The sequence below is a fragment of the Rhodoligotrophos appendicifer genome (assembly GCF_007474605.1).
In the GTDB taxonomy this organism is placed as follows: Bacteria; Pseudomonadota; Alphaproteobacteria; order Rhizobiales; family Im1; genus Rhodoligotrophos; species Rhodoligotrophos appendicifer.
Map to the genome: position 1 here is coordinate 77,814 of NZ_VHKL01000005.1, position 25,253 is coordinate 103,066.

The following is a 25,253-nucleotide window of genomic DNA, read 5'->3' on the forward strand; positions in this document are numbered from 1 at the left end:
AGCAAATCGCGCTTGACGAGGAATGGGGATCAGCGATGCTGGTCCCCATTCCTATGTCTGATCCGTCCTTGCCCCCAACCACTCGCCTGACGCAGGCCCAGGCCCGGCGCATCGCCTTGGCGGCGCAGGGGTTTGCGCGGCCCCTCCCGGCGCGCGACATTGCCCGCCGCGACCTGCTGCGCGTGTTCGATCACGTCGGGCTGATCCAGATCGACAGCGTCAACGTCTTGGTCCGGTCGCACTTCCTGCCCGGCTTTTCGCGTCTCGGACCCTACCAGCCGAAGCTGCTCGAAGATCTCGCTTACGGAAGGCGGCGGCAGCTCTTCGAATATTGGGGTCATGAAGCATCCCTCATACCGCTGCATCTCTATCCTCTGATGCGCTGGCGCATGGCCCGGGCGGCCGAGGGGCGCGGCATCTATGGTGGTCTCGCGCGCTTTGCAGGGGAAAAGGCCGCCTATATCGAACAGGTCTATGAGGAGGTGGCTCAGCGCGGCCCCTTGGGCGGCGGCGAGCTCTCCGACGAGAGCCGCGGCGAGGGCGGCTGGTGGGGCTGGAGCGACGGCAAGAAGGCGCTGGAGTTTCTGTTCTGGTCGGGCCGGATCACCACGGCGGCCCGCCGCAACTTCGAGCGCCTTTATGACCTGACCGAGCGCGTCATCCCCGCCGACATCCTGTCGCTGCCCGTGCCGTCGGCGGCGGCCGCCCAACGGGGCCTGCTCGAAATCTCGGCGCGCGCCATGGGGATCGCGACGGAGCGGGATCTGCGCGACTATTTCAGGCTCGACACCACTGAGACGAAACTGCGCCTGCTCGAGCTTGTTGAGGAGGGGGTGCTCCAGCCGGTGGAAGTGAAGGGCTGGCGTGATCCCGCTTATCTTCACAAGGATGCCCGCATCCCGCGCAAGATCCGGGCCCAAGCTTTGCTGACCCCCTTCGACAGCCTCGTCTGGCATCGCGATCGCGCCCACCGCCTGTTCGATTTTCATTATCGCCTGGAAATCTACACGCCCGCCGAAAAGCGAATTCACGGCTATTATGTCCTGCCCTTTCTCCTGGGTGACCGTCTGGTGGCGCGCGTCGACCTCAAATCGGATCGCGCTCTCTCAAGCCTCAGGGTGCAGGGGGTCCATTGCGAGGAGGACGTGAGTGCCGACGAGGTCCTCGCCCCATTGGCCGTCGAACTGCGCCGCCTGTCATCTTGGCTCGGCCTGTCCGAGGTCGTCGTCAGCCGCGAGGGTGAGCTGGCGGAGGGATTGCGGACCTCTCTGGGCCGGGCGACAGCGTTTGTCCCCGCTGAGCCAGGGGGCGGGGCGTCACCCCTTGGCCAGGAGGAGGGTTTCGGCGACGAAGCGGACCTCAAGGGGACGCCCCGCGCGTGATGATCATTTTGGCGGAACTTTTTTCCAATCCAACTGTTTAATTGGCAAGTCAATCGTGTCCAAGATAGGAGAAAGAGATGCCAGTTCTACTGTGGTGGCTTGGGGTGCCTCTTGGCCTTGTAATATTGTTGATGCTCTTCGGTGTTGTCAGCTTTTAGAAGTCTATACTAATAAACAAGGCGCCCACGAGGCGCCTTGTTTATTAGATCTTGAATTGTTTGGCCCAGCCTTCAAACTTCTCAACAAAATTGGCGAGAAATTTCCTCGTACCCTCGTCAGTAACGGTGTGGTCGGCATCCACGAGACCCTCCTTCCAGACGAGATAGACCTCAGGTTGCGACAACAGGTGCATGTGCAGGATCGGCAGGATCGGCCGCAAGGCAGCCTGTGCGGCAGCCGTCCCGACGCTGGATCCGCTGGTGCCGACCATGGCGACCGGCTTTCCCTTCCAGATATTGTGGCCATAGGGCCGGCTCCCCCAATCGAGGGCGTTCTTCAAAACCGGCGTGAACGATCGATTATATTCCGGCGTGACCAAAAGCACTCCATCGGCTGACGCGATTTCCTGTTTCATCCGGACGACGGGCGCGGGGAGATCGGCCTCCAAGTCTTGATTGAACATGGGCACATCCCCGAGCTCGACGATGCGGAACTGCGTCTCCGGGGATGCGAGCTTGGCCAACGCCAAGGCGAGCTTGTGGTTGATCGAGGCCTTTCGCAAGGATCCGACGAAAACGGCGACATTCGTCATTGCAACTCCGTTCCTGGTGAATGCTAGAGGGGGGCAATCTAAGGGTTGCGCCGCATGCAGCGCAAGCCGGCAGCGTCACAGCAGGGGGTTCATCGGCGTGGTGATGGTCTCGGCGAACAGGACGACCCCGATGAGCACGAGGGCGAGACCGCCAAGGATGGCGAGGCTGGAGGTCATGGCAGTATAGGCGCGGGCCGAACCGCTGGACAGCTTGGTGGCCAGGTTGCGCGAACCCACTGCGAGCATGGCGATGGCGGTGACGGTGATCGCGGTGCCCAGCGCCATGGCGAAAGTCGCGGCGATTCCGGCGAGATAGATGTCGGCACCGCTGGCGAAGATGAGGACGATCAAGGCGCCCGAACAGGGTCGGATGCCCACGGCGAAGCTGATGGCCAGCGCGCGCCGCAGCGACCAGTCGCCCTCGGTGGCTTGCGGACCCGGCAGATGCTCGTGCCCGCAGCCGCAGTCGTCGCCATGGCCATGATCATCGTGATGATGATGGCCGGCGTGATGATCGTGATGATCGTGATGATGGCCGCCCTGACCGACCGTTGCCGCGGCCAGAGCAGGTCGGGGTGTCTCGGACAGCCGCCTGATGGCGCGCCAGAGGATCAAGGCGCCCATGACTACGACGAGCGCATAGCTCGCGAGCTCGAGATAATAGCCCATGATCCGCGTGGTCCCGAAGGCGGCCCGGGCCAGCAGGAGGACGATTGAAACCAGGATGATGGCGGACAGCGCCTGAAACAGGGAGCTCAGGAAGGCCAGCTGGATGCCGCGCTTGAGCTGCTGTTCATTGGCCAACAGATAGGCGGAGATGACGGCCTTGCCGTGGCCCGGTCCGGCGGCATGAAAGATCCCGTAGAGGAAACTCACCAGCGCCAGGCTGGAGCCCGCCGCCACGCTCCAGTTCTCCTTCAGCGACTTCAGCGAGACGGTGAGCTCGCGATAGAAGCCTTGTTGCGTCGTCCTGAGCCAAATCTCGGCCCTCATCCACCAAGAGAGGCGCCGGGGCGCCGCCTCCGCCTCCGAGGGCTTAGCGGGAACGAGTTGTGCTAGGACAAGCGGCTCGGAGGTAAGCGGGGCAGCCTGCGTTTGTGGGATCGCGAGGAACATCGATAGCGCGCAGAAGAGCGCAATAACCAGTCCTCGCATGCCTTGTCATCTCCTTGATCGTCAGCTGCCGGCCAGAGCCTTGGTGAGCTCTTCGGCATTCGCCTTGAACATCGCCACATAGCTGGAGGCGGGGCCACCTTCCGGCGACAGCGCATCCGAAAACAGCTGCCCGCCGACTTGCGCGCCGGTCTCGCGCGCGATCTGATCCATCAGCTTCGGGTTGGTGATGTTTTCCACGAACACCGCCTTGATCTTGTCGCGTCGGATCTGGTCGATGATCCTCGCAACGTCCGCAGCCGAAGCTTCCGCCTCCGTCGACACGCCCGATGGCGCGATGAAGGTGATGCCGTAGGCGGCGCCGAAATAGCCGAAAGCATCGTGCGAGGTCACGATTTTCCGATTGGCTTCCGGGATGGCCGCGAACTCCTGCTTCAGCTTTGCATTCATCGCTTCGAGCTCTGCCGCATAGGCGCGCGCCCTCTCCTTATAGACCTCTGCATGGGCCGGGTCGATCTTCGACAAAGCCTTTGCGACATTGTCGACATAGATCACGCCATTAGCGAGGTCCTGCCAGGCATGGGGATCGACCGTGCCATGATCGTGCTCGTGCTCATGGTCATCACCCTCATGGTCCTCTTCCGCTTCAGCCTCGCTGAATTGGCGGGGGGTGACGCCGGTCGACGCGACCACCTCGGTCCCCTTGAAGCCGGACGATTTCACGAGCCGGGGTAACCAGGTTTCGAAATTGAGACCGTTGACGATGAGGAGGCGGGCGTTGGCCAGGGATTTGGCATCCTTCGGCGTCGGCTCATAGACATGGGCGTCGCCATCCGGACCCACCAGCGTGGTGACCGCGACATGCGCGCCGCCCACCTGTTTGACGATGTCGCCGAGAATGGAAAAGCTCGCGACGACCGGCACGGGACGATCCTCGGCCCGGGCGGTGCCTGCCAATCCTGAGACGCCGGCGGCGAGGGCAAGGGCAAGCAGGGTGCGACGGGTGGTCATGATGAACATCTCCCGATGAGGTCAGCGTTGGACATGGCCGAGGCGGATGGCGGAAGCGGCAAGACTGCCGAAGCGGCCGAAGCCGATGGAGAGGATGTAGAGGACCCCGGCGGCGAGAATGATGGCCGGCGATGCCGGCAGATCCTGGTGGTAGGACAGAAGCAGCCCCGCGACGCTCGCGATGAGGCCGAGAAGGATGGCGACCGCCATCTGGCCCGGAACCGTCTCGGCCCAGAAGCGGGCGGCGGTGGCCGGCAGCATCATCAGCCCGACCACCATGAGGGTGCCGAGGGCATGAAAGCCGCCGACCAGGTTCAAGACGACGAGGGCCAGGAACAGGCTGTGGATGACGAGACCGGCGCCGCTGACGACCCTGAGGAAACCGGGATCCAGGCACTCCACCAAGAGCGGTCGGTAGATGATCGCAAGCCCGATCATGGTGATGGTGGTGATCGAACCGATCAGCAGGAGGGCTGCATCGTCGAGAGCGAGCACCGTACCGAACAGCACATGCAGGAGATCCACATTCGAGCCGCGGATGGAGACGAGCAGAACCCCCAGGCCGAGGGAGACCAGGTAGAAGGCTGCAAAGCTCGCATCCTCGCGCAGCGGCGTAAGACGCGAGACGATCCCCGACAGCAGGGCGACGGCCAACCCGGTGACGACCCCGCCCACGGTCATGGCGAACAGCGAGAGGCCGGCCACCAGAAATCCGATGGCCGCACCCGGCAGGATCGCATGCGCCATGGCATCCCCCACCAGGCTCATGCGGCGCAACACGAGGAGCACCCCCACCGGTGCCGAGCCGAGCGACAGGGCGACGCAGCCGACCAGCGCCCGACGCATGAAGCCGTATTCTACGAAGGGTCCGAACAGCGCATCCGGTGTCATGCGACTTTCCGTTCGCACAAGGCCGCGGTGTCGTCCCAAGCCTCGCCCATGCGCCGCGCAGCCAGCAGGTTTTCTGGCGTGAGCGTGGTCGCGGTCGGGCCCCAGGCGATGGGCTCCCGGGCGATGAGCAGGGTCTCGGGAAAGTTCTCGCGCACGAGTTCCATATCGTGGAGGACGGCGATGACGGTGCGGCGCTCGCCGTGCCAGCGATGGATCAGGCCCAGGAGGTCGGCAGTGGTCTTGGCGTCTATGGCGGTGAACGGCTCGTCGAGCAGCAGCAGGCTCGCCTCCTGGAGCAGCATGCGGGCAAACAGCGCCCGCTGCAGCTGACCGCCGGACAGCGTGCCGATGACGCGGCCTTCCAGCCCGGTGAGCCCCACCGCCTGGATCGCATCCGTCACCTTTTCGAGCGGGCGGCCTGCGATGCGCCTGAACATGCCGGTCTTGGACCAGGTTCCGAGGGCGACGAGGTCGAGCACCGTGATGGGAAAGCTGCGGTCCAGCTCGCTGATCTGCGGCAGATAGGCAATGTCCCGGCGATGGGTGCCGATCTGCTCGATACGACCGGCGGAGGCGGGAACGGCTCCGATCAGCCCCTTGAGCAGCGTGGACTTGCCTGCGCCATTGGGTCCGACGATGGCGGTCAGCGATCCCGGCTCGAAACGGCCGGTCAGGTGGTGGACGGCCGGATGGCGCCGATAGGCGAGGGTCAGGTCCTTCAGTTCGACGGCGGGCCCGGTCATCGCATCACCACCAATCAAGGGCCCAGCCGATCAACGCCCAGAGCACGCCGCTGGCGGCCAGCGCGAGGGCCAATCGGTCGAGCGCCGAGCTGCGCAGGGCGGAAGAGGCAGTGGAGCGGTTTTGATATAACATTACAGATCTCTGTGCAGGCCTCAGATACTCCACCCGGCATCCGGAATGCAAGTTTTTTGTTACTTTATAACATAGCTGGAGCTTGATCTGCGCGGCAGCGGGGACAAGGGCTGAGGAAGCCTCTCGCCTCCAAACTCCCCTTGCGCTGCAAACCGGGCTGGGCCATGACCGGGCTTATGATTCAAGCAGAAGCGAGACAGCCGGAGGGGGCATCGGCCGAACTCTCTGCCATCCTGCGGGAGAATTTCGGGTTCTCCGACCTCCGTCCCGGCCAACGCCAGGCGATCGACGCGGTGCTGGCGGGGCACAATGTGCTCGCCGTCATGCCCACCGGCGCGGGCAAGTCGCTGTGCTACCAGCTCCCGGCTCTGGTGATGGGCGGCCTGACCATCGTGGTCTCGCCGCTGGTCGCCCTGATGCGCGATCAGGTGGCGGCGCTGCGCTTGAACGGCATTGCCGCAGCGGCGATCAATTCCGACCAGAGCCGCGAGGAGAATGTCGGCATCTGGCGGGACGTCCAGGGCGGCCGCGTCCGTCTGCTTTATCTGTCACCCGAACGACTGATGACCGAGCGCATGCTGGCGGCGTTGCAGGCATGCGATGTCGGCTTGATCGCCATTGACGAGGCTCATTGTATCTCCCAATGGGGCCCGGCCTTCCGCCCCGATTATGAGGGGCTCGCCCAGCTGCGCCATCGCTTTCCCCGGCGCCCCATCATCGCCTTGACGGCGACGGCCGATCCGGTCACCCAGGCGGATATCAAGGCCAAGCTGTTCGACGATGAAGCGGAGACGGTGATCACGGGCTTCGATCGTCCGAACCTGTCCCTGGCGGTTCTGCTGAAGTCGAACTGGAAGAAGCAGGTGTCCGCCTTTGTCGGAGCCCGTTCCGGCTCGAGCGGCATCGTCTATTGCCTGTCGCGGCGCAAGACGGAGGAGGTCGCCGAGGATCTCCGCGCCGACGGCCACACTGCCCTGGCCTTCCACGCCGGCATGGACACCCGCGACAAGCAGCAGGTGCAGAATCGGTTCATGACTGAGCCCGGCATCGTCGTCGTCGCGACGATCGCCTTCGGCATGGGAATCGATAAGCCGGACGTGCGCTGGGTCCTGCACACGGATCTGCCCGGCTCCACCGAAGCCTATTATCAGGAGATCGGCCGCGCCGGGCGCGACGGCGAGCCGGCTGAGACGCTTCTGCTCTATGGCCTCGACGACATCCGCATGCGCCGTACCTTCATCGCCCAGGAGGAGGCCTCCGATGAGCGCAAGCGCCGCGAGAACAAGCGGCTCGATGCGCTCATCGCCTATTGTGAGGCCCCCGAATGTCGGCGTCGTGTGCTCCTGCGTCATTTCGGGCAGGAGAGCGAGGCTTGCGGAAATTGCGACAACTGCCTCGACCCGGTGCCGACGCGCGATGGCAAGGTCTTGGCGCAGAAGGCCTTGTCCGCGATCTATCGCACAGGCCAGCGCTTCGGGGCGAGCCACATCGTCGATGTTTTGCGGGGTGCCATCAATGAGCGGATCACCGCCTCCGGCCATGACAGCCTGCCGACCTTTGGCACCGGCCGCGATCTGACCAAACAGGAGTGGCAGGGCATTCTCCGCCAGATGGTCGCCTCGGGGGTGATCGAGATCGACATTGCAGGCTTCGGAGGATTGCGGCTGACGGCCACGGGAGCCGCCCTGCTGAAGGGGGAGGGAGAGTTCCGCTACCGTGCCGACCGGATTGCACCAACCCGGAGGGAGAAGCGGGCGGCGGCCTCTGCCGTGCTGGACGCATCCGGGGCGGATTTGCTGTCCGTTCTGAAGGGCTTGCGCATGAAGCTCGCCAAGGAGCGCGACGTACCGGCCTATGTGATCTTTTCCGACCGCAGCCTCATCGACATGGCCCAGCGTCGTCCGCGCAGCGCGGGAGAGTTTGCCGAAGTGTTCGGCGTGGGTCAGACGAAGGTCAAGGAATTCGGTGATCTGTTCCTGAGGGAGATCGCCGCCGCCCGCTGAGGGTCAGGCTGCTCAGCCTTCAGGCTCACGTGTCGGGCTCCAGCGACTGGGCAGCCCCGATCGGCCCGCCCCCGTGGAAGGTTGAAGCGAGAACCAGAAGAAGGAAGGTCGAGACCGCCACGACGATCAACAGAATGAGAGTGGCGTTGGCGGCCTTGTCGAGAAGCCGCCGTCCCGTGCTTGGTTGCCGCACCCTTCGCATCTTCTGAATCTCGACAAACGACGCTCGATTGACCCCGCTCGCCTTATAGCAGATCGGCGTCGTGCGAGCAGTGCAAATTCAGTCGCGTTTTGGCACCAGTTTCCTCCCTGAATCGGCGCTGGCATTGAACTCTCGGCTTGTCAGCGCGAAGGTTCCGTTGGAATGTGCTGGCCGGTCGCGTGGTCGCGCGGAATCGCGTGTCGAGGTCTCCTGTGAAAATTGGTCTGAACCTGAAGCAGGGCTTGCTCGAAGCCGCGCTCATCGTGGCCTGGAGCTCGAGCTTCATTGGCGCGGTGCTGGCGACGGAGACGTCGTCCTTCTCGTTGGTCTTGTTCTGGCGTTTCATCATTTTGGCCGTTCTGCTGCTTCCCTTCGTCGTCTCGGCAATCCGTCGGGGCGTGCGCCGACGTGACCTCCTGGTCAATGCCGGCATGGGCGGTCTGGCGATGTTCGCCTGCATCGCGCTGCATCTGAAGGCGATCGATCTGGGGGTCGCCGCCGGCACCTTGTCTCTGGTCGCAGCCCTCCAGCCCCTGGCCACGGCGGCTCTGGCCGGCCCCCTGCTGGGGGATGTGGTGCGCCGCAGCCAGTGGCTCGGCCTGCTCGTGGGCTTTGCCGGCGTGATGTTCGCAGTCGGTGCCGATCCGGGTGAGGCTCCCCCCTGGGCCTATGCCGTTGCCATAGCCGGCACCATGGCCCTGGTCGCAGCGACGCTCCTCGCCAAGGCCAAGCCCACCACCCTTGGCATCCTGCCGGGGCTGGGCATCCAGAGCATGGCGGCAGCGGTCCTCTATGCCCCTCTCGCGGCCTATGACGGAACCCTGATGCCGGTCTTCGAGTGGGACTTCCTCTGGGCGCTGGCGTGGCTCATCGTCTTCGCGACCTTTGGCGGGTTCGGTCTCTATTGGCTGTGCCTGAGAAGCACCTCAGCGACCCGGGTGGGCACCCTGCTCTATATGAGCCCGCCGGTGACCATGGTCTGGGCCTGGGCCATGTTCGGCCAGCCGGTCACCGTCACGGCCATGATCGGATTTGGTTTCTGCCTTCTGGGCCTGGTTCTGGCGCGCGAGAGGCCGTCCCGCCCCCTGTCGCTAAAACCCTCGGGCGAGGCCTGACGATTGCCCCGGACCGGCCGTCCTGCCGGGGCAGCCGCCGCCACCGCTCAGCGATAGTCCTCGGCGATCCGCAGGATCGTCTCCGCGGAAGACAAGTGAGGCTTGTCGATCATCCGCCCGTCGATCTTGATCACCCCGGCTGTGGGATTGTCCTGGAAGGCCTCGACGATGGTCCTGGCCCAGCGCACTTCCTCGTCAGTGGGGGTCATGGCGGCATTGACGATATCCACATGCTTCGGGTGGATGATGGCCTTGGCGCGAAAGCCGTCGCGCCGTGCCGCTTCCGCTTCTCGCCTCACGCGGTCGAGATCGTTGATGTCGGTGGCAACGGCATCGATCGCAGTGACGCCGGCCGCCGCAGCGGCAAACAGGCAGAGGTCCCGCGCCAGCAGGAACGGGCTGTTGTAGCGACCCTCCGTGCTGTTGCGCGAGGCGCCGAGCGCTGCTGCAAGGTCTTCCCCGCCCCAGAGCAGCCCCCAGAGCCGCGGACTGGCCCCTTCGAACTCGACGAGTTTGAGAACGGCCCGCGATGTCTCGGTGGCGACCGGAATGATCCGTGTCGTGCCCAGCGTGATCTGCGAGACGGTTTCCAGGGCATCGAGATAGAGGGCAAGCCTGTTGACGTCATGCGCCCCTTCGCATTTGGGCAGCATGATGCCGTCCGGCTGCGCGGGCATCACCGCGACCAAATCCTCCAATGTCCGGCCGGTATCGAGTCCATTGACCCGGACGTAGATTTTTTGCCCCGGTTTACGGGCGGCGATCATGTCGGCGGTGATGGCGCGCGCCGCCGTCTTCTGATCCGGGGCGATGGAATCCTCGAGGTCGAGGATCAAGCCGTCGGCGGCGGTCTTCTTGGCGCTTTCGAACTTTCGCTCGCTGTCGCCGGGGACGAAGAGAAGGGATCGCATGGGGTTCAGGCCTTGGGGCGGCAGAGCATGAGGCCGACGCGGCGGCAACTGGCCACCACCTCCTCGCGCTGGTTGGTGGCGGTGTGCTCGAACTCGACGAGGCCCTGAGTGGGGCGCGACTTGCTGGGGCGGGTGGAGATGATCTTGGTATGCGCCTTCAGGGTGTCGCCATGGAAGACGGGCCGGGGAAACTTCACGTCGGTCATGGACAGATTGCCCACGGTGGTCCCGAGCGTCGTGTCGTAGACGGTCATGCCGACCAGGATGCCGAGCGTATAGAGGCTGTTGAACAGGCGCTCGCCGAATTCGGTCTGGGCGGCGAAATGGGCGTCGATATGCAAAGGCTGCGGGTTCATGGTCAGCAGGCTGAACATCGTGTTGTCCATCTCCGTCACCGTCCGGCTGAAGACGTGGTGGAACTCCTGGCCCACGAAGAACTCCTCGAAATACAGACCTGCCATGGGTGACCTCCGCGTCTTCAAACGATGTGGCTGGGGACCTGTCCCCGCTGCATCTGGTCGGTGGGCGTGGCGCCGATTGGACGAGGGGTCGCGTCAGCCACGCTGCCCGCAGACCACTATGGCGAAAGCCGTGCTTCGGCAAGGGTCCGGTGGCGTCTCGCCCTGGAGGCGTCCGGTCCCGGCTGCGGCTGTTCGCCGACTTTCCCTCTTGTCATGCGCTGAATGACGTCCGCCCCGAAGCGGGTAGCATCAAGGTCTCACCTGGTATAAGACGCCGGACGAGTGGCTGTTCCTCGCCATTTTTGGCTGTCCTGTTAACTTGCCTGGCGTTGCAGCATGTGCACCTCTCTCAGATATCGTGACACGTCCGGAAAGATCTATTTCGGTCGCACGCTCGAACTCACGATGGATTTGCCCTATGTGATGGCCTGGCTGCCATCGGGCTACCGAACCGTCTCGACGATGGATGGCGCTGAGCCTTTCGAGTTTTGCGCTCGGTTCGGGATCTTCGCCGTGACCATGCCGGCGCGACGGCCCACCGCCGCATCGCCCTTGGCGACGTCCGATCTGAAGGTCATCGAGGGCGTCAACAAGCAGGGTCTGACCTTCAGTCTCCTATCCTATCCAGCAGCGGCAGGGGGCCATCACCCGGTTGCCATGACCACCAAGATCCTCGCTGCGTCTGACCTCGGCACTTGGGTCCTGGGGCAGTTTTCGACAGTGGCCGAGGTCAAATCCGCCCTCGCTGAGCAACCGGTCATGGTGCAGCCTTTGGCGATTCTGGGAGGCGTGGAATCCCCGTTCCATTACGTCATGCATGATCGGTCCGGTGCGGCACTCGTCGTCGAGTTCGATGGCGGCACGATGTCCGTCTATGACAATCCTGTGGGCGTCATGACCAATGGACCGTCCTTTCCTTGGCATCTCACCAATCTGAACAACTATACCTTTCTGACCAATGTGGACGCCTCCGTTGCAAGCTTTGGCGGGCACAAGGTGATCCAGCCCGATTCGGGCATCGCCACTGCCGGGCTGCCGGCGTCGAACACCTCCGTTGGCCGCTTCGTGCGGGCGGCCTATTATGCAGAATTCACGGAGAAGGCAGCCGCGCCCGACGCTGCCGTGCTGGCTCTGGCCCACATTCTCAACACCTTCGACCGCGCCCGGGGCGTCACCATAGATTACCCCCAGCCAGGCGGCGGTCATCTGGAAGTGGCGGGTTTGGAGCCGGAAGAGAGGGCACCCTACGCGACGGAGTTCACGTCCTGGACCAGTCTTACAGACCTCGACCGCACGCTGTTCTTCATTCGCGATTATGAAAGCCTGAACTTTACAAAGTTCGACCTCGGCGCTTTGGCTGCCGTCGACACACCACGGACGATGCTGCTTAAAGGTCTTGACGACGGAACACGCGATGCCACGGAAACGTTGAAGGGCTCCAACGTCGTGCCGGAATGATGAGGTCACCTGACAAGATCGTGGAAGCTGTCGACAATGGCCGGCATGATGAGCGCGTGCTGGGATCTGCAAGGAATACATGACGACTGATCACTCCCATAGGTTTTCCGTCGCCCCGATGATGGATTGGACCGACCGGCACGACCGCGTCTTCCTGCGGCAGATCAGTCGTCATGCCTTGCTCTATACCGAGATGGTGACGGCACAGGCCGTGCTGCGGGGTGATCGCGCGCGTCTGCTCGGCTTCGATGCGGCCGAGCATCCGGTGGCCCTGCAACTGGGCGGCTCCGAGCCGGCTTTGCTCGCTGAAGCCGCCAGGATCGGCGCCGACATGGGCTATGACGAGATCAATCTCAATTGCGGCTGCCCCTCGGACCGGGTTCAGTCCGGCCGCTTCGGTGCCTGCCTCATGGCCGAGCCGGAGCTGGTGGGCGAATGCGTCGCCGCCATGCAGGCGGTGGTGTCGGTGCCGGTCACGGTCAAATGCCGCATCGGCATCGATGATCAGGACGAGGCGGAGGCCCTCGCCCGCTTCGTCAGCCGCGTCGCGTCAGCCGGCATCCGCCACTTCATCATCCATGCCCGCAAGGCTTGGCTGAAGGGCCTGAGCCCCAAGGAGAACCGTGACATCCCACCCTTGAACTATCCGCTGGTCCATCAGCTCAAGCAGGACAATCCGCATCTGCTGATCTCCATCAATGGCGGGATCGCGAGCCTGGAGGAAGCCGCAGCGCAACTGGACCGGGTGGACGGGGTGATGATGGGCCGGGCGGCCTACCAGACCCCTTATGTGCTCGCGGATGTGGATCGCCGGATCTTTGGCGATCCCACGCCTGCACCTTCCAGGGGGCGGGTCGTTGAGCGCATGTTGCCCTATATCGACCGGCAGCTGGCGCAGGGTGTGCCTCTGAACGCGATCACCCGTCATATGCTGGGCCTCTATAACGGCCTGCCCGGCGCCCACGCCTGGCGGCGGCATCTGAGCGAGAACGCCCATCGCGAGGGGGCGGGAGTAAAGGTTGTCGAGCACGCCCTGGAACGGGTGAAGGACCGCATCAGCGAAGCGGCCTAAACAGCGCGCACCGGCTCAGCCTGCAGGGGAAGGGGCTGCGGCCTGTTCACCAGGCTGACCATGACGTAGGAAATGATCATCAACAGAAACCAGGAGCCGAGCTTGGCCGGTGGCACCATCGTCCAGCCCGCGGCCTGGTGAGGATAGGTCCAGGTCCGGGTCAGCGTACCTACATTTTCCGCAATCCAAATGAAAATGGCCACGAGGCCGAAGCCGACAAGCAGCGGCATATGCCGGTAATGATGATGGATCTTGAAAGAGATCTGGCATCGGGCGAACAGCACGGCCACCGCAACGAACAGCGCCAGGCGAAGATCCGTCACGAAGTGGTGCAGGAAGAAATTCGCATAGATCGCGACGGACACGGTCAGTGTCGCCCAGAGCGGCGGATGATGCGTGAAGCGGAAATCGAAGAGACGCCAGGCCCGGGCGATATAGCTGCCGACACAGGCATACATGAAGCCGGTGAACAGGGGGACGCCGCCGAGACGCAGATAGGCCGGTTCCGGGTAGATCCACGAACCTTGCGCGGTCTTGAAGATCTCCATGAGGGTGCCGACCCCATGGAAGAGCAGGATCACCTTGGCCTCGTCGATCGTTTCCATGCGCAGCGCGATGAGCGCGACCTGAACGGCGAGGGCGGCAAGTGTCAGGAAATCGTAGCGGGGCAGGGGCGCTGCCGCTGGATAGAACAGGAATGTGAGAACGATCAGGGCGACCATGATGCCGCCGAACAGGCAGGCTCATGCCTGCTTCACCCCGAAGCGAGCGAATTCATAGAGGAAGACGGCAAGAGGGCCACGATCCTGCGCCCAGGCAGCGAGCCGCGCATCCGCCGCGATGAAGCGCGCGATCGCTGGCCAAGTGAGCGCGGCGCTCTGACGGCGGGAGGGGACCGGGGCCATGAACAACGATCAGGTTAAGGAGAGAACCGGTCGGGGGAGTTTGGCGGCGCGGCCTCAGCTGATCTTCTGATTATACTCTCCGACCTCGGGATACTCCGACAGATGCATGTCGATGTTCTTGAACATCGCCTTCATCATCTCCTCCGATTCGGGGCTTTCGCAGACCACCACGAGCTCCGGCTTGTTGGAGGAAGCGCGCACCAGGCCCCAGGTGCCGTCGGCGAGCGTCACGCGGATGCCATTCACGGTCACCAGTTCCCGGATCGGCTGGCCGGCCACCCGATCGCCCTTCGCCGCAAGCTTCTGGTAATGGCGAACCACCTTGTCGACGATCCCGTATTTAACCTCGTCCGCGCAATGCGGCGACATGGTCGGCGAGCCCCAGGTCTTGGGCAGCGCGTTCTTGAGGTCGGCCATGGTCTTGTCCGGATTCCGATCGAGCATGTCGCAGATGGCGATCGCCGAGACGAGCCCGTCATCATAGCCTCGGCCGACGGGTGGATTGAAGAAATAGTGTCCCGACTTCTCGAAGCCGGCGAGCGCCTTGATGTCCCGGCAGCGGCGCTTGATGTGGGAATGGCCGGTCTTCCAGTAATCCGCCTTGACGCCATTCTGCTTCAGCACCGGATCGGTGAGGAACAGGCCGGTCGATTTCACATCCACCACGAAGGTCGCGTTCGGATGCAAGGCGGAGAGGTCGCGGGCGAGCATGACGCCCACCTTGTCGGCAAAGATCTCATGGCCCTCATTGTCGATGACGCCGCAGCGGTCGCCGTCGCCGTCGAAGCCGAGCCCCACATCCGCACCCGTTTCGCGGACCTTCTCGGCGATGGCATGCAGCATCTCCATGTCTTCCGGGTTCGGATTATAGCGCGGGAAAGTGTAGTCGAGTTCGCAATCGAGCTCGATGACCTCGCAGCCGAGCCGGCGCAGGACCTCCGGCGCGAAGGCCCCGGCCGTGCCGTTGCCGCAGGCCGCCACCACCTTGAGGCGCTTCTTGAGCTGCGGCCGGTTGGTGAGATCCTCGATGTAGCGCTGCTGGACGCCCTGGACGTAATGGAGCATGCCGCCCGGCTTCTCTTCCCAGGTCCCCCCGAGCACGATGTCCCGGAGCGCGCCCATTTCGTCGGGGCCGAATGTGACGGGACGGTCCATCCCCATCTTGACGCCGGTCCAGCCATTGTCGTTGTGGCTGGCGGTGACCATGGCGCACGCCGGGACGTCGAGATCGAACTGGGCGAAATAAGCCATCGGCGTCATAGCGAGGCCGATGTCGTGGACGGTGCATCCGGAGCCCAGGAGGCCGGCGATGAGCGCCTGCTTGATGGAGGAGGAATAGGAACGGTAGTCGTGGCCGACGACGACTTCTGGCTTGACGCCGCGCTGCTGCAGGAACGTGCCCAGTCCCAAGCCCAGGCAGCGGATGCCGAGATGGTTGATCTCCTTGCCGAACAGCCAGCGGGCATCATATTCGCGAAAGCCGGTCTGCTTGACGAAGGGGAACTCCTCATAGTCGCGGGTATTCTCGACCAGGTCCTGCCTCGGCTTCACGGTCATTCTTATGCTCCTTGCAAAATCAACGGGTCAGCAACGCACAGCCCGGCATGGCGGTTCATTGCGTCAGCGTTTTAGCACCAATTCATCTCCCCGGACCTCGAAGCTGCCGACGACGCGGAGATAGTTCATGCCCAGCAGGCTGCTGCGCAACTGGCCCTGGCCGACCACCAGCGCGCGCAGGCCCGAGACGGTGATCCCGCCGACGGAAACGGTTTTGAGGCGCACTTCGGCGGCCTGGGACGCACCGTTGGCCGTCTCGATGGGGACGATGAAGAACAGATTGTCCATATCGAGACCGATGCGCCTTGCATCGTCATAGGACAGGGTGACGGCGGTGGCGCCGGTATCGACCATGAGATCGAGATCGACCCCGTTCACGGCGGTTCGCACCCGGAAATGGCCGGTCGCATCCGCCCTGATGGTGACGGCCCGCTGGTCGCCGCCCTCCGTCGTCACGGTGCTGATCACGGGCATGCCGGGCACGAGTTCGGCCAGCATCCGCTGCGAGACGACGAGGAGGTCGAGACGATAGGTGTAGCCGAGCAGCAGCAGGAGGGCGATGCCGATCCAGATGGCCGCATGCCGCACCGCATCTCTCATATGGCCCCGGTAGGACCAGATCAGGGAGGCGCCGAGGACCACCAGGAGGGCGATGGCCGAGGCGAGCTGGGCAAAATCGGCACTCGTGACGCCGAAGGCCGCACCCGGATTGTCCGCCAGCACGAGGGCCAGGGCCGCGATGCCCAGAATGCCGATGCCGATCCAGGCGAGCATGATCGATCAACTCTCCAAGGTGAGGGTGAAACCCGCCGGCCCGCTGCTCCCGATCCGTTCGAGAGACCCGACGGCAAGCGTCGCCTTGACGGCTTCTGTGATGTCGTCGGCCACGATCGCCAGGCTCGCCAGGGCGATGATCGCAGCCAGAACGCTGTTGAGCGCGCGCAGCAGGCTGTCCTTTCCCTGTCGGTTGAAGATCTCGATGAAGAGGAGGGCGACGAGCAGGGCGATGGTCGTACCGAGTTCGGCATAGATCGAATCGGTGTCGATGGGCAGCAGGCTGAGGAGGTCGGTGCCGATGAGCACGACGCCGCCGATCAGCAGGAGGAGAGCGAGGCAGAGCCAGCCGATCATTCGGTTGAGGCGCGCCGTGCCCTGGCGCCCCCCTTCCGTCGGCGGTTGCGGGTCAAGACCGCCAGCCGCTCGGGCAGTTCCAGCATCACCGCTCGGCGCTGCACCGGTGTCATGCGGACCCAGCCCGCGATCTCCATGCGGCTGCGCCCGCAGCCGATGCACAGATCGGAGTCGGGATCGACGACGCAGATATTGACGCAAGGAGACTCGATGGCCTGTGGCCGCATGTATTTTTCGAGATCGGGGTTCACGGCACCATCGCAGCTATGCACAGCAGGAACACGATTTCGGAAGCCTGTTGAACGGCTCCGGCGATATCGCCTGTCTGCCCGCCAATGTGCTTGGTGGCCTGCCGTCGTACAAGGGCGAAAGCGCCATATGACGCAAGGAGAGCGACAATCATCGTCCAGAAGCCGAAGCACCACAGGATGAGAAAGCCTGCCATGAGGCCGCCGAGCAGAGCGGCTTGCCGGAGAGTGCCGCGCGACGGCGTGCCGGCATGCACCGACAGGCCCTCGGCGCGGGCCGGTGGTGCGGTGCCGAGCAGCACCACCATCAGGGCGCGGGACCAGGCGCCGCTGGCGGCCAAAACGACGATGATGGTGCTCCAGCCGCCGAAATCCGAAATCTGCACCAGAGTGCCGATCCGCAGCGCCAGGGCGATCACAAGCGCTGCGACGCCGTAGGTGCCGATCCGGGAATCCCGCATGATCGCGAGCTTCGCATCCCGGGTCATGCCGCCCCCGATTCCGTCGGCGGTATCGGCGAGGCCGTCCTCGTGGAAACAGCCCGTGAGCCACAGCAGTGCTGCGGTCGTGACGACGGCGGCAAGGAAGGCGGACAGGCCGATCTGCTCGGCAAGGCCGAATGCGAGGCCTCCAAGGAGGCCGATCAGCACCCCGACAATGGGAAAGGCCCGCATGGCGGAGGCCATGCTGCGCTTTGAGGGTTCGCCGTGTGAGATCCGGGTGAGGAGCGCGATCGACTGCCGTATATCCGACCACCAGAGGGGGAAGTCGACGGCCTCGTTTCGCGAGGTGGCGCGCGGCATTATGATCGCTCCTGCGTCACAGCACTTTCAACTCTGGGCACGAGCCGCTATAGCCGGCCCGCATCGTCGCTGTCCAGGGATAGCGGCGGACGCGCCCTTGCATCACTCCGACACGGCTATTTCATGACAGACATTGCTGCGCCAAACGCCTTCGACGAGTTGAGAGCGTTGATCCGGGATCTGCCCGGACCGGACGCCGAGGCGGCCTCGCAAGCCCGGGCGCGCCAGGGTGAACTGACGAAGCCGCCGGGGTCGCTAGGGCGGCTGGAAGAGATTGCCGAGTGGCTGGCCGCGTGGCAGGGCCGCCATCCTCCGGCCATCGACCAGGCCCTGGTGGTGGTGTATGCCGGCAATCATGGCGTGACGGCGCAGGGCATTTCCGCCTTCCCCCAGGAGGTGACGGCCCAGATGGTCGCAAATTTCCGCAGTGGCGGAGCCGCGATCAATCAGCTGTGCACGAGCTTCGGCCTGGGCCTGAAAGTCTTCGAGCTGGCCCTGGAAGTCCCGACCGGCGATATCACGGTCGGTCCCGCCTTGAGCGATGAGGATTGCGCCGGCACCATCGTCTATGGCTTCGAGGCGGTGGCGGAGGATCTCGACCTCCTCTGTGTCGGCGAGATGGGGATCGGCAACACGACGAGCGCCTCGGCGCTCTGTCTGGCTTTGTTCGGCGGGGAGGCGGAGGACTGGGCGGGCCCTGGCACCGGCCTCGACGCCGACGGCATCAGGCACAAGGCAAAGGTGATCGAAAGGGCCGTGTCGCTCCATCGCGAGGCCGCCGCCGGCGATCCGCTGGCGCTTTTGGCCCGCTTGGGCGGAAGGGAATTGGCGGCCATCTGCGGTGCCATCATCGGTGCCAGGATGCGGCAGGTGCCCGTCATTCTCGATGGCTTCGTCACCACCGCCGCAGCCGCAGTCCTGCAGTCCATCTCACCGTCGGCCCTCGATCACTGCCTCGTCGGTCATTGCTCGGCCGAGCCGGCTCATCGCCGACTGCTGAAGCACCTCGGCAAGGAGCCGCTGCTTGATCTTGGCATGCGACTGGGCGAAGCGTCCGGCGCCGCCCTCGCCGTTGGCGTCGTGAAGGCGGCGGCGCAGATCCACAAGGGCATGGCGACCTTCGCGGAAGCCGGCGTCAGCGCCAAGGCGACGTGACCTATCGCGTGATGGCCATCAGCAGCCGCTGACCCTCTGTCGGGATTGCCAGCGGCCGCCGCTCCAGCGGCGTCTCGTCGAGGATCCGCGTCAGAGGGAAATCGACGCTGAGGCAGGTGCCTTCCCCCTGCGTGCTCCTCACTTCGACCGTGGCGCCATGCAGCTTGGCGAGGCCGCGCACGATGGACAATCCCAGCCCCACGCCCTCCTTCTGCCGGCTCACGCTGGCATCCCCCCGCCCGAAGGCGCTGAAGATATGGGGCAGCTCGCTGGCCGCGATCCCGGGTCCCTCGTCGAGGACGGCAAGCCTGAGGCCGCCGCTTTGGTTCAGGCCGACCCGCAGGATGACCTTTGAACCCTGGGGCGAGAACTTGATCGCGTTCCCGACGAGATTGATCCAGATCTGACGGATGGCGCGTTCATCGCCGATGAGCTTGGGCAGCTCCGCCTCGAACTGCTCCTGCAGCGTGATCTGGCGCTCGGCGGCCTTCATCGACAGGAGATGGCAGACCTCGCGGCCGATTTCGGCCACCGAGACGGCATCCTCATTCAGCTCGTAGCGGCCGGATTCGATGCGCGAGAGGTCCAGGATCTCGTTGATCAGCGACAGGAGGTGCTGACCTGAATGGTGGATGTCGCCAGCATAGGCCTTGTAGACGATGTTGCCCACGGGCCCGAGCATTTCCGTTTTCACCATTTCGGAGAAGCCCAGGATGGCGTTGAGGGGTGTGCGCAATTCATGGCTCATCGTTGCCAGGAAGCGCGACTTGGCTCGGTTGGCCGCTTCGGCTTTGCGTCTCGCGGCATCGGCTTCGGCTGTCTCGCGGGCCAGAGCATCGATCAACGCGTCCTTCTGGGCCCGGAAGATCAGCATGTCGTGCGCCGTCTGGTGCAGGCTGCGGGCGAGATGGAGGAAATAGAGCTCCGCGAGCGTCACAAGGATTGCAATCCCGACATAGAAAGGATCACCTTGTTCCACACAGCGTAGAATGATTGCGATCGTGGTCGGCAGCGTACCGGCCACCACGATCGGCAGGCAGTGGCTGGCGATGATCAGTCGAACGGTGATGGCCACCAGCAGCACCGTGATGATGGCGAGATTGAGCGCGGCGTTGACCGGGCTCCAGAACCAGAGGAGGGCGGAGGCCCAGGCGAGCGAATAGAGCACTTCGCTGCCGACCAGGCGGGTGAGCCAGGTGGCAAGCTGGTCTTCGTCACCCAGGCGCGCTCTCTCGAAGCGACGGCAGGTGACCAGCTGCAATCCCTGGCAGATCAGGATCAGGGCCAGCCAGGGCAATCCTGCGCTCCACGCGCCCCAGGTCGCCACGAAACAGACGAAGAGCACCGCCAGCAGCGGCATGGCAAGAGCCACGCGCAGCTGATTGGCGACGAAAAGCTTAAGCAGTCCGAGGGTCGGCCGGCTGAGGGACCATTGGGAGCCTCGGCCGTCGAACAAGTTGTTGCTGAGTGCGATCATGAGCGGTGGAGGAGAACCATCTTGCGAGTTGTTCGATCGTCTTGCCGAAAGGCGCAGACGTCGTTGTCAAACTCATGCTAGAGGGCCAGAGCTTAAGAAGCGCTTCCTTGGGCTGGTTAACTGATCGAGAGAAGATTTCGTCGTATTTTCCAGTGTTTTTAGCAAAGGGCAGAAGAGGACGGCCGGCATGAAGATCTACGAGGAAGGACGCGCGCCGAATCCCAGGAGGGTCCGCATTTTCCTGGCCGAGAAGGGCATCGAGATCGCCCGCGTGCAGGTCGACATCAATGCCAAGGAGCATCTGACAGACGAGCTTCGCCGACTCAATCCCATGACCCGGCTGCCCTTTCTCGTCCTCGACGACGGCCAGGTGATTGCCGAGACGATGGCCATCTGCCGGTATTTCGAGGAGCTCAATCCGGAGCCTGTGTTGTTGGGTTCGACACCGCTCGAGAAGGCCATGATCGAAATGTGGCAGCGGCGGGTGGAGCAGGGACTGATGTTTCCGGTCTCGCAAGTGTTTCGTCATCTCCATCCCAAGATGGCGCCACTCGAGCAGCCTCAGGTGGCGGAATGGGGCGAGGCCAATCGCCCGCGCGCCGCATGGATGCTGGAGTTCCTGAATGCCGAGTTGGCCAGCCGGCCCTATGTTGCGGGCGAGAAATTCTCCGTCGCCGATATCACGACGCTCGTGGCGGTCGATTTCATGAAGCTCGCGCGATTGTCCCTGACACCGGAGCATCCGCACCTGCAGGAGTGGCATGCCCGCGTCTCTGCCCGTCCCAGCGCCACCGCCTGATCCGAAGGATCTCTTTCCATGCAGGTCACCTTCGTCGGTAGCGGTGATGCCTTTGGCAGCGGCGGCCGCTTCAACACATGCTTTCACGTCACCTCGTCTGCAGCCACGATCCTGGTCGACTGCGGAGCCTCATCCCTCATCGCCATGAACAGGCTGGGGATCGATCGGAACAGCATCGGGGCCATTATCCTGAGCCATTTGCATGGCGATCATTTTGGGGGACTGCCCTTCTTCCTGCTTGAGTGCCAGTTCGTCAGCCGCCGCAAGGAGCCGCTGATCATTGCCGGCCCGCCCGGGCTGGAGCCACGGGTGCGGCAAATATGCGAGGCGATGTTTCCGGGCTCCTCCGACAATCGCCGGAGCTTCGAGGTTCATTTCATCGAGATCATGCCGCGTCGGCCGGTGGACATTTGCGGCTTCGGTGTCGAAAGCCTGGAAGTCATTCACCCCTCAGGGGCCCCCTCCACCGGGCTTCGCCTGGCTGCGGACGGTAAGCTCCTGGCCTATTCCGGCGACACCGAATGGACGGATTCGATCATTGATATCGCCCGGGACGCCGATCTCTTCATCTGCGAATGCTATACCAAGGACACGATCGTCCCGTACCATCTGAACCACCGCCTGCTGATGGAGAAGCGGCCCTTGATCACGGCACGGCGAATGATCCTGACCCATATGTCGAGCGAGATGCTGCTGGCGAGAGACGACATCGAAACCGAAACTGCCGAGGACGGACTTGTTCTCACAGTCTAGGCACAGTGTTCGATGGGTGCTGGCCGCGTTGGTGCTGATTGCCGCGGCGGCGCTGAGCGCCTGCGCGCCACAGCTGCAGCAGCGATCTCCCCGGGCCGTTCTGCCGCATCTGGAGAAGAATGCGGCAGTGATGAGCGATGGAACCACGCTGCCGCTGATCACGTGGCGCGCAAAGCAGCCGCGGGCGATCATCCTCGCTGTGCATGGCTTCAATGCCTATAGCGGGGATTTCAAGCTTCCAGCTCCGTGGTTCGCCGAGCACGGAATCACCGTCTACGCCTATGATCAGCGTGGCTTCGGCGGGACGGCCCAGCGCGGATTGTGGCCCGGCAGCGACCTCATGGTCTCGGACCTGAAGACCGTCGTCTCGCTCATCCGCGCTGCACATCCGCGCCAGCCGCTCTACGTTCTGGGCTCTTCCATGGGGGGCGCTGTGACCATGGTGGCCCTGGCGCAAGGGCTCGCCGTCGACGGCGCAATCCTCGTCGCACCGGCGATCTGGGGCTGGCAGGCGATGAACCCGCTCTACAAGGCTGCCTTGTGGACATCGGCACACACCGTTCCCTCGATGACCGCCACGGGCAGCGGGCTCGAGATCTGGCCGACGGACAATGTCGATGTGCTCCGGGCCATGTCGAAGGACGATCTCTACATTCGCGACACCCGCATCGATTCGATCTATGGCCTGGTGACGGTGATGGACGAGGCCTATTCGGCAGCGCCACGGATCGCGACCCCCGTTCTCTACCTCTATGGAAAGAACGACCAGCTGGTGCCCGCCGCGCCGACGGCCCGCGTCATGGCCTCGGTCGGCGGCCCTCACCGGATCGCCTATTACGAGAAGGGCTGGCACATGTTGCTGCACGATAAGCAGCGGGTCGCCGTCTATCGCGACATCCTCGCCTGGATCAAGAATGCACGCGGCACTCTGCCCTCGGGCGCCGAGCTTTCACCGGCTCAGATTTCCAATCGCGTCAGATAGCTTGCTCAAATAATTCCTGACTGTTAAAGTCGGGAATAGAGGGGCGGCAGAACGATGTTTGGCGTCCCGAGCTTGAGGAAGGCGGCTGCCCATGAACATGATTGCGAGAGTGTCGACCGAAGAGGAGCGCAGGCGGCTCGAGGTTCTGGTGCCGAGCAAGGAAGTCTTGCGCGCATCGGGACAGGTTCAGTCCCTGAGCCGGGCTTTGAAGCTGCTGAATTCTCTGTCCCATCATGCGCAAGGATCGACCTTGAGCGAGGTGGCCCACGAGGTGGGATTGCCGACCTCGACGGCGCATCGCCTGCTGACTACGCTGCAGAACGAACGCTACGTTCGGTTTGATCCCGAGCGGTCCACGTGGTTGATCGGGGTCCAGTCCTTCCGCGTCGGATCGGCCTTCATACGGTCCCGGGATCTGATCCCCACGGCGCGTCCCTTCATGCGTCGGCTCATGGAGCAGTCCGGCGAGACCGTCAATCTGGCGATCCTCGATCGTGGCGAGGTCGTCTATCTCGCCCAGGTGGAATGCCAGAAGATGATGCGGGCCATTGCCGGTCCCGGGGGGCGCACGCTTCCGCATACCTCCTCCGTCGGCAAGGCGCTGATGGCCAGCATGCCGGAGGCTGATGCTTTGCGGATTCTGGGTGGTCAGGATCTGCGGCGGGAAACCGGCAACTCGCTGTGTTCCCTTGAACAGCTGCGGCGGGAACTCGCTTCCGTGCGCGCGCGCGGCTTTGCCATTGATGATGAGGAAACCGCCATCGGCCTGCGCTGCCTAGGGTCCGTCATCCATGATGAGAATGGCAACGCCTTGGCAGCCTTGTCGGTGTCGGGCCCGACCGCGCGCCTCGCCGATGGTCGCATGATGTCGCTCGGGCTTGCGGTCAAGGCCATTGCAGCCGAGATTACGTGCGAGGTCGGCGGCCGCACCGTTCAGTAACCAGCGCCGACCCGTGTTGAGAAACGGGTTCGATGACTGACGTTACCAAGGAAGATGTGCTCTCGCAGCTGGCAAAGGTCCGCGGTCCGGATCTCGAAGGCAATATCGTGGCCATGGGCCTCGTCTCGGAGATCATGATCCGAGAGGGGACCGTGACCTTCGCGGTGATGATCGATCCGGCGCGCGCCGAGGAGCTCGAAGGGCTGCGTCAGGCGGCCGAACGCGCCGTCGGCCAGCTGGATGGCGTCAAACGCGTGATCGTGGCGCTGACCGCCGACACGGTGGCCGCCGGGCCCCGGGCCCCCACCGCCGCGACTGCCTCCGCCCAGAGCGGCACCAGGGCGAGGACCATTTCACCACCGGGGCAAGCCTCGCCTCCCGCGGCACCGCGCCCGGCGCCCGCCTTGCGACAGGGCGGACCGGTTCCTGGCATCAGGCACATCATCGCGGTGGCCTCGGGCAAGGGCGGTGTCGGCAAATCCACGACGGCGGTGAACCTTGCCCTGGCGCTCCAGGCCCAGGGGCTGAAGGTCGGCGTCTTGGACGCCGATGTCTACGGCCCTTCCATGCCCAGGCTGCTGGGGCTCAAGGGCAAGCCGCAGACGGCCGGCGGCCGCAATCTGATTCCGCTGGAGGCCTATGGCTTGAAGGTCATGTCCATGGGGTTCCTGGTGGATGAGGAGACCGCCATGATCTGGCGCGGGCCCATGGTCATGTCGGCACTGACGCAGCTTCTGCGCGAGGTCGTCTGGGGTGAGCTCGACGTCCTCGTGGTGGACATGCCACCCGGCACCGGCGATGCCCAGCTGACCATGGCCCAGCAGGTGCCCTTGTCCGGTGCCGTGATCGTCTCCACGCCCCAGGATCTGGCGCTGATCGATGCCCGCAAGGGTCTGTCCATGTTCCGCAAGGTGGACGTGCCGGTGCTCGGCATCATCGAGAACATGAGCTATTTCATCTGTCCCTCCTGCGGCGAACGCTCGGAAATCTTCGGCCATGGCGGGGCGCGTCATGAGGCGGAGAGGCTGGACCTGCCCTTTCTCGGTGAGGTGCCCCTCGACATCGCCATGCGTGAGCGCTCGGATGCGGGCACCCCGATCTTGGCCACGGATCCCGGCAGCATTCACACGCGCATCTTCCTGGAGATGGCCGACAAGGTCTGGCGGCAGATCGCCGGCTCTGGCGCCAGCGCCCAGCGGCCGCCGCCGCGCATCGTTCTGGAGTGACGCCTGAGGTCTTGGTCCTCGGGCCGGAATA

Annotated in this window: 26 protein-coding genes and 1 pseudogene; 11 read left to right on the forward strand and 16 right to left on the reverse strand. The window is 64.0% G+C overall.

From position 1 onward, the window contains the following. Positions 1-53 precede the first annotated feature (53 nt). Complete coding sequence (locus FKM97_RS12170) at positions 54-1,382, forward strand: winged helix-turn-helix domain-containing protein (protein ID WP_144293034.1); 1,329 nt, start codon at positions 54-56, stop codon at positions 1,380-1,382. A 202-nt stretch (positions 1,383-1,584) separates the two neighbouring features. On the opposite strand, the gene FKM97_RS12175 is transcribed toward FKM97_RS12170, so the two are convergent. From FKM97_RS12175 to FKM97_RS26930, 6 genes are all read right to left on the reverse strand, one after another. Then, positions 1,585-2,133, reverse strand: coding sequence for an NADPH-dependent FMN reductase (locus FKM97_RS12175; RefSeq protein WP_144292694.1), 549 nt, complete (start codon positions 2,131-2,133; stop codon positions 1,585-1,587). 75 nt (positions 2,134-2,208) lie between these two features. Next, on the reverse strand, positions 2,209-3,288 hold the full coding sequence (locus FKM97_RS12180; RefSeq protein ID WP_144292695.1) for a nickel/cobalt transporter: 1,080 nt from the start codon (positions 3,286-3,288) through the stop codon (positions 2,209-2,211). 21 nt (positions 3,289-3,309) lie between these two features. Beyond that, positions 3,310-4,257: a metal ABC transporter substrate-binding protein gene (locus tag FKM97_RS12185; RefSeq protein WP_205014947.1), complete on the reverse strand. Its 948-nt coding sequence runs from the start codon at positions 4,255-4,257 to the stop codon at positions 3,310-3,312. Positions 4,258-4,278: 21 nt separating this feature from the next. After that, positions 4,279-5,148, reverse strand: coding sequence for a metal ABC transporter permease (locus FKM97_RS12190; RefSeq protein ID WP_144292697.1), 870 nt, complete (start codon positions 5,146-5,148; stop codon positions 4,279-4,281). Continuing rightward, a complete protein-coding gene (gene aztA / locus FKM97_RS12195; RefSeq protein WP_144292698.1) occupies positions 5,145-5,891 on the reverse strand; it encodes a zinc ABC transporter ATP-binding protein AztA in 747 nt (248 codons plus the stop codon). The genes FKM97_RS12190 and aztA overlap by 4 nt, the downstream gene beginning before the upstream one ends. 4 nt (positions 5,892-5,895) lie before the next feature. Continuing rightward, complete coding sequence (locus tag FKM97_RS26930; RefSeq protein ID WP_281290099.1) at positions 5,896-6,024, reverse strand: hypothetical protein; 129 nt, start codon at positions 6,022-6,024, stop codon at positions 5,896-5,898. A 164-nt stretch (positions 6,025-6,188) separates the two neighbouring features. Between FKM97_RS26930 and recQ the strand changes: the two genes are divergently transcribed. Further along, entirely contained in the window at positions 6,189-8,027 is a 1,839-nt protein-coding gene (gene recQ, locus FKM97_RS12200) for a DNA helicase RecQ (protein ID WP_246105056.1), read from the forward strand. A gap of 25 nt (positions 8,028-8,052) precedes the next feature. Here the strand turns inward: recQ and FKM97_RS26295 are convergent, their stop codons facing one another. Beyond that, positions 8,053-8,220, reverse strand: a complete 168-nt coding sequence (locus tag FKM97_RS26295; protein WP_170240885.1) for a hypothetical protein — start codon at positions 8,218-8,220, stop codon at positions 8,053-8,055. Positions 8,221-8,441: 221 nt separating this feature from the next. Between FKM97_RS26295 and FKM97_RS12205 the strand changes: the two genes are divergently transcribed. Beyond that, positions 8,442-9,344, forward strand: a complete 903-nt coding sequence (locus FKM97_RS12205) for a DMT family transporter (RefSeq protein WP_170240886.1) — start codon at positions 8,442-8,444, stop codon at positions 9,342-9,344. 47 nt (positions 9,345-9,391) lie between these two features. Here FKM97_RS12205 and FKM97_RS12210 read toward each other — a convergent pair whose 3' ends face one another. Together FKM97_RS12210 and FKM97_RS12215 are read right to left on the reverse strand one after the other, a co-directional pair. Further along, positions 9,392-10,255, reverse strand: a complete 864-nt coding sequence (locus FKM97_RS12210; RefSeq protein ID WP_144292700.1) for an HpcH/HpaI aldolase/citrate lyase family protein — start codon at positions 10,253-10,255, stop codon at positions 9,392-9,394. A gap of 5 nt (positions 10,256-10,260) precedes the next feature. Beyond that, positions 10,261-10,716: a MaoC family dehydratase gene (locus FKM97_RS12215; protein ID WP_144292701.1), complete on the reverse strand. Its 456-nt coding sequence runs from the start codon at positions 10,714-10,716 to the stop codon at positions 10,261-10,263. A 336-nt stretch (positions 10,717-11,052) separates the two neighbouring features. Here FKM97_RS12215 and FKM97_RS12220 point away from each other — a divergent pair, with 336 nt between their 5' ends. Together FKM97_RS12220 and dusA are read left to right on the forward strand one after the other, a co-directional pair. Further along, the gene (locus FKM97_RS12220) at positions 11,053-12,174 is read left to right on the forward strand and encodes a linear amide C-N hydrolase (RefSeq protein ID WP_144292702.1); all 1,122 of its coding nucleotides are present in this window, start codon (positions 11,053-11,055) and stop codon (positions 12,172-12,174) included. Positions 12,175-12,253: 79 nt separating this feature from the next. Beyond that, the gene (dusA, locus tag FKM97_RS12225; protein ID WP_144292703.1) at positions 12,254-13,246 is read left to right on the forward strand and encodes a tRNA dihydrouridine(20/20a) synthase DusA; all 993 of its coding nucleotides are present in this window, start codon (positions 12,254-12,256) and stop codon (positions 13,244-13,246) included. Here dusA and FKM97_RS12230 read toward each other — a convergent pair. The 6 genes and pseudogenes from FKM97_RS12230 to cobS form a co-directional block, all read right to left on the reverse strand. After that, positions 13,243-14,151: pseudogene (locus FKM97_RS12230) on the reverse strand (DUF817 domain-containing protein). The gene dusA and the pseudogene FKM97_RS12230 overlap by 4 nt on opposite strands. A gap of 54 nt (positions 14,152-14,205) precedes the next feature. Then, on the reverse strand, positions 14,206-15,708 hold the full coding sequence (locus FKM97_RS12235) for a phosphomannomutase/phosphoglucomutase (protein WP_144292704.1): 1,503 nt from the start codon (positions 15,706-15,708) through the stop codon (positions 14,206-14,208). Between the two features lie 63 nt (positions 15,709-15,771). After that, positions 15,772-16,482 carry a retropepsin-like aspartic protease family protein gene (locus FKM97_RS12240; RefSeq protein WP_144292705.1) on the reverse strand — a complete coding sequence of 237 codons (711 nt, stop codon included), beginning with the start codon at positions 16,480-16,482 and terminating at the stop codon, positions 15,772-15,774. 6 nt (positions 16,483-16,488) lie between these two features. After that, complete coding sequence (locus FKM97_RS12245) at positions 16,489-16,839, reverse strand: hypothetical protein (RefSeq protein ID WP_144292706.1); 351 nt, start codon at positions 16,837-16,839, stop codon at positions 16,489-16,491. Beyond that, positions 16,836-17,090, reverse strand: coding sequence for a DUF1289 domain-containing protein (locus FKM97_RS12250; RefSeq protein ID WP_342783553.1), 255 nt, complete (start codon positions 17,088-17,090; stop codon positions 16,836-16,838). Before FKM97_RS12250 ends, FKM97_RS12245 begins: the two co-directional genes overlap by 4 nt. Next, a complete protein-coding gene (cobS, locus tag FKM97_RS12255; protein ID WP_144292707.1) occupies positions 17,087-17,890 on the reverse strand; it encodes an adenosylcobinamide-GDP ribazoletransferase in 804 nt (267 codons plus the stop codon). The genes FKM97_RS12250 and cobS overlap by 4 nt, the downstream gene beginning before the upstream one ends. A gap of 123 nt (positions 17,891-18,013) precedes the next feature. Here cobS and cobT point away from each other — a divergent pair, with 123 nt between their 5' ends. Next, entirely contained in the window at positions 18,014-19,045 is a 1,032-nt protein-coding gene (gene cobT, locus FKM97_RS12260; protein WP_144292708.1) for a nicotinate-nucleotide--dimethylbenzimidazole phosphoribosyltransferase, read from the forward strand. A 1-nt stretch (position 19,046) separates the two neighbouring features. Here cobT and FKM97_RS12265 read toward each other — a convergent pair whose 3' ends face one another. Further along, a complete protein-coding gene (locus FKM97_RS12265; RefSeq protein WP_144292709.1) occupies positions 19,047-20,522 on the reverse strand; it encodes a sensor histidine kinase in 1,476 nt (491 codons plus the stop codon). 187 nt (positions 20,523-20,709) lie between these two features. Here FKM97_RS12265 and FKM97_RS12270 point away from each other — a divergent pair, with 187 nt between their 5' ends. The 5 genes from FKM97_RS12270 to apbC all read left to right on the forward strand — a co-directional run bounded on the left by FKM97_RS12270 (position 20,710) and on the right by apbC (position 25,222). Further along, the gene (locus FKM97_RS12270; RefSeq protein WP_144292710.1) at positions 20,710-21,321 is read left to right on the forward strand and encodes a glutathione S-transferase family protein; all 612 of its coding nucleotides are present in this window, start codon (positions 20,710-20,712) and stop codon (positions 21,319-21,321) included. A gap of 18 nt (positions 21,322-21,339) precedes the next feature. Further along, on the forward strand, positions 21,340-22,074 hold the full coding sequence (locus tag FKM97_RS12275; protein ID WP_144292711.1) for an MBL fold metallo-hydrolase: 735 nt from the start codon (positions 21,340-21,342) through the stop codon (positions 22,072-22,074). Between the two features lie 16 nt (positions 22,075-22,090). Next, entirely contained in the window at positions 22,091-23,056 is a 966-nt protein-coding gene (locus FKM97_RS12280; RefSeq protein ID WP_144292712.1) for an alpha/beta hydrolase, read from the forward strand. Between the two features lie 91 nt (positions 23,057-23,147). After that, complete coding sequence (locus FKM97_RS12285; protein WP_205014949.1) at positions 23,148-23,996, forward strand: IclR family transcriptional regulator; 849 nt, start codon at positions 23,148-23,150, stop codon at positions 23,994-23,996. Between the two features lie 32 nt (positions 23,997-24,028). Beyond that, on the forward strand, positions 24,029-25,222 hold the full coding sequence (gene apbC / locus FKM97_RS12290) for an iron-sulfur cluster carrier protein ApbC (protein ID WP_144292713.1): 1,194 nt from the start codon (positions 24,029-24,031) through the stop codon (positions 25,220-25,222). Positions 25,223-25,253 lie beyond the last annotated feature (31 nt).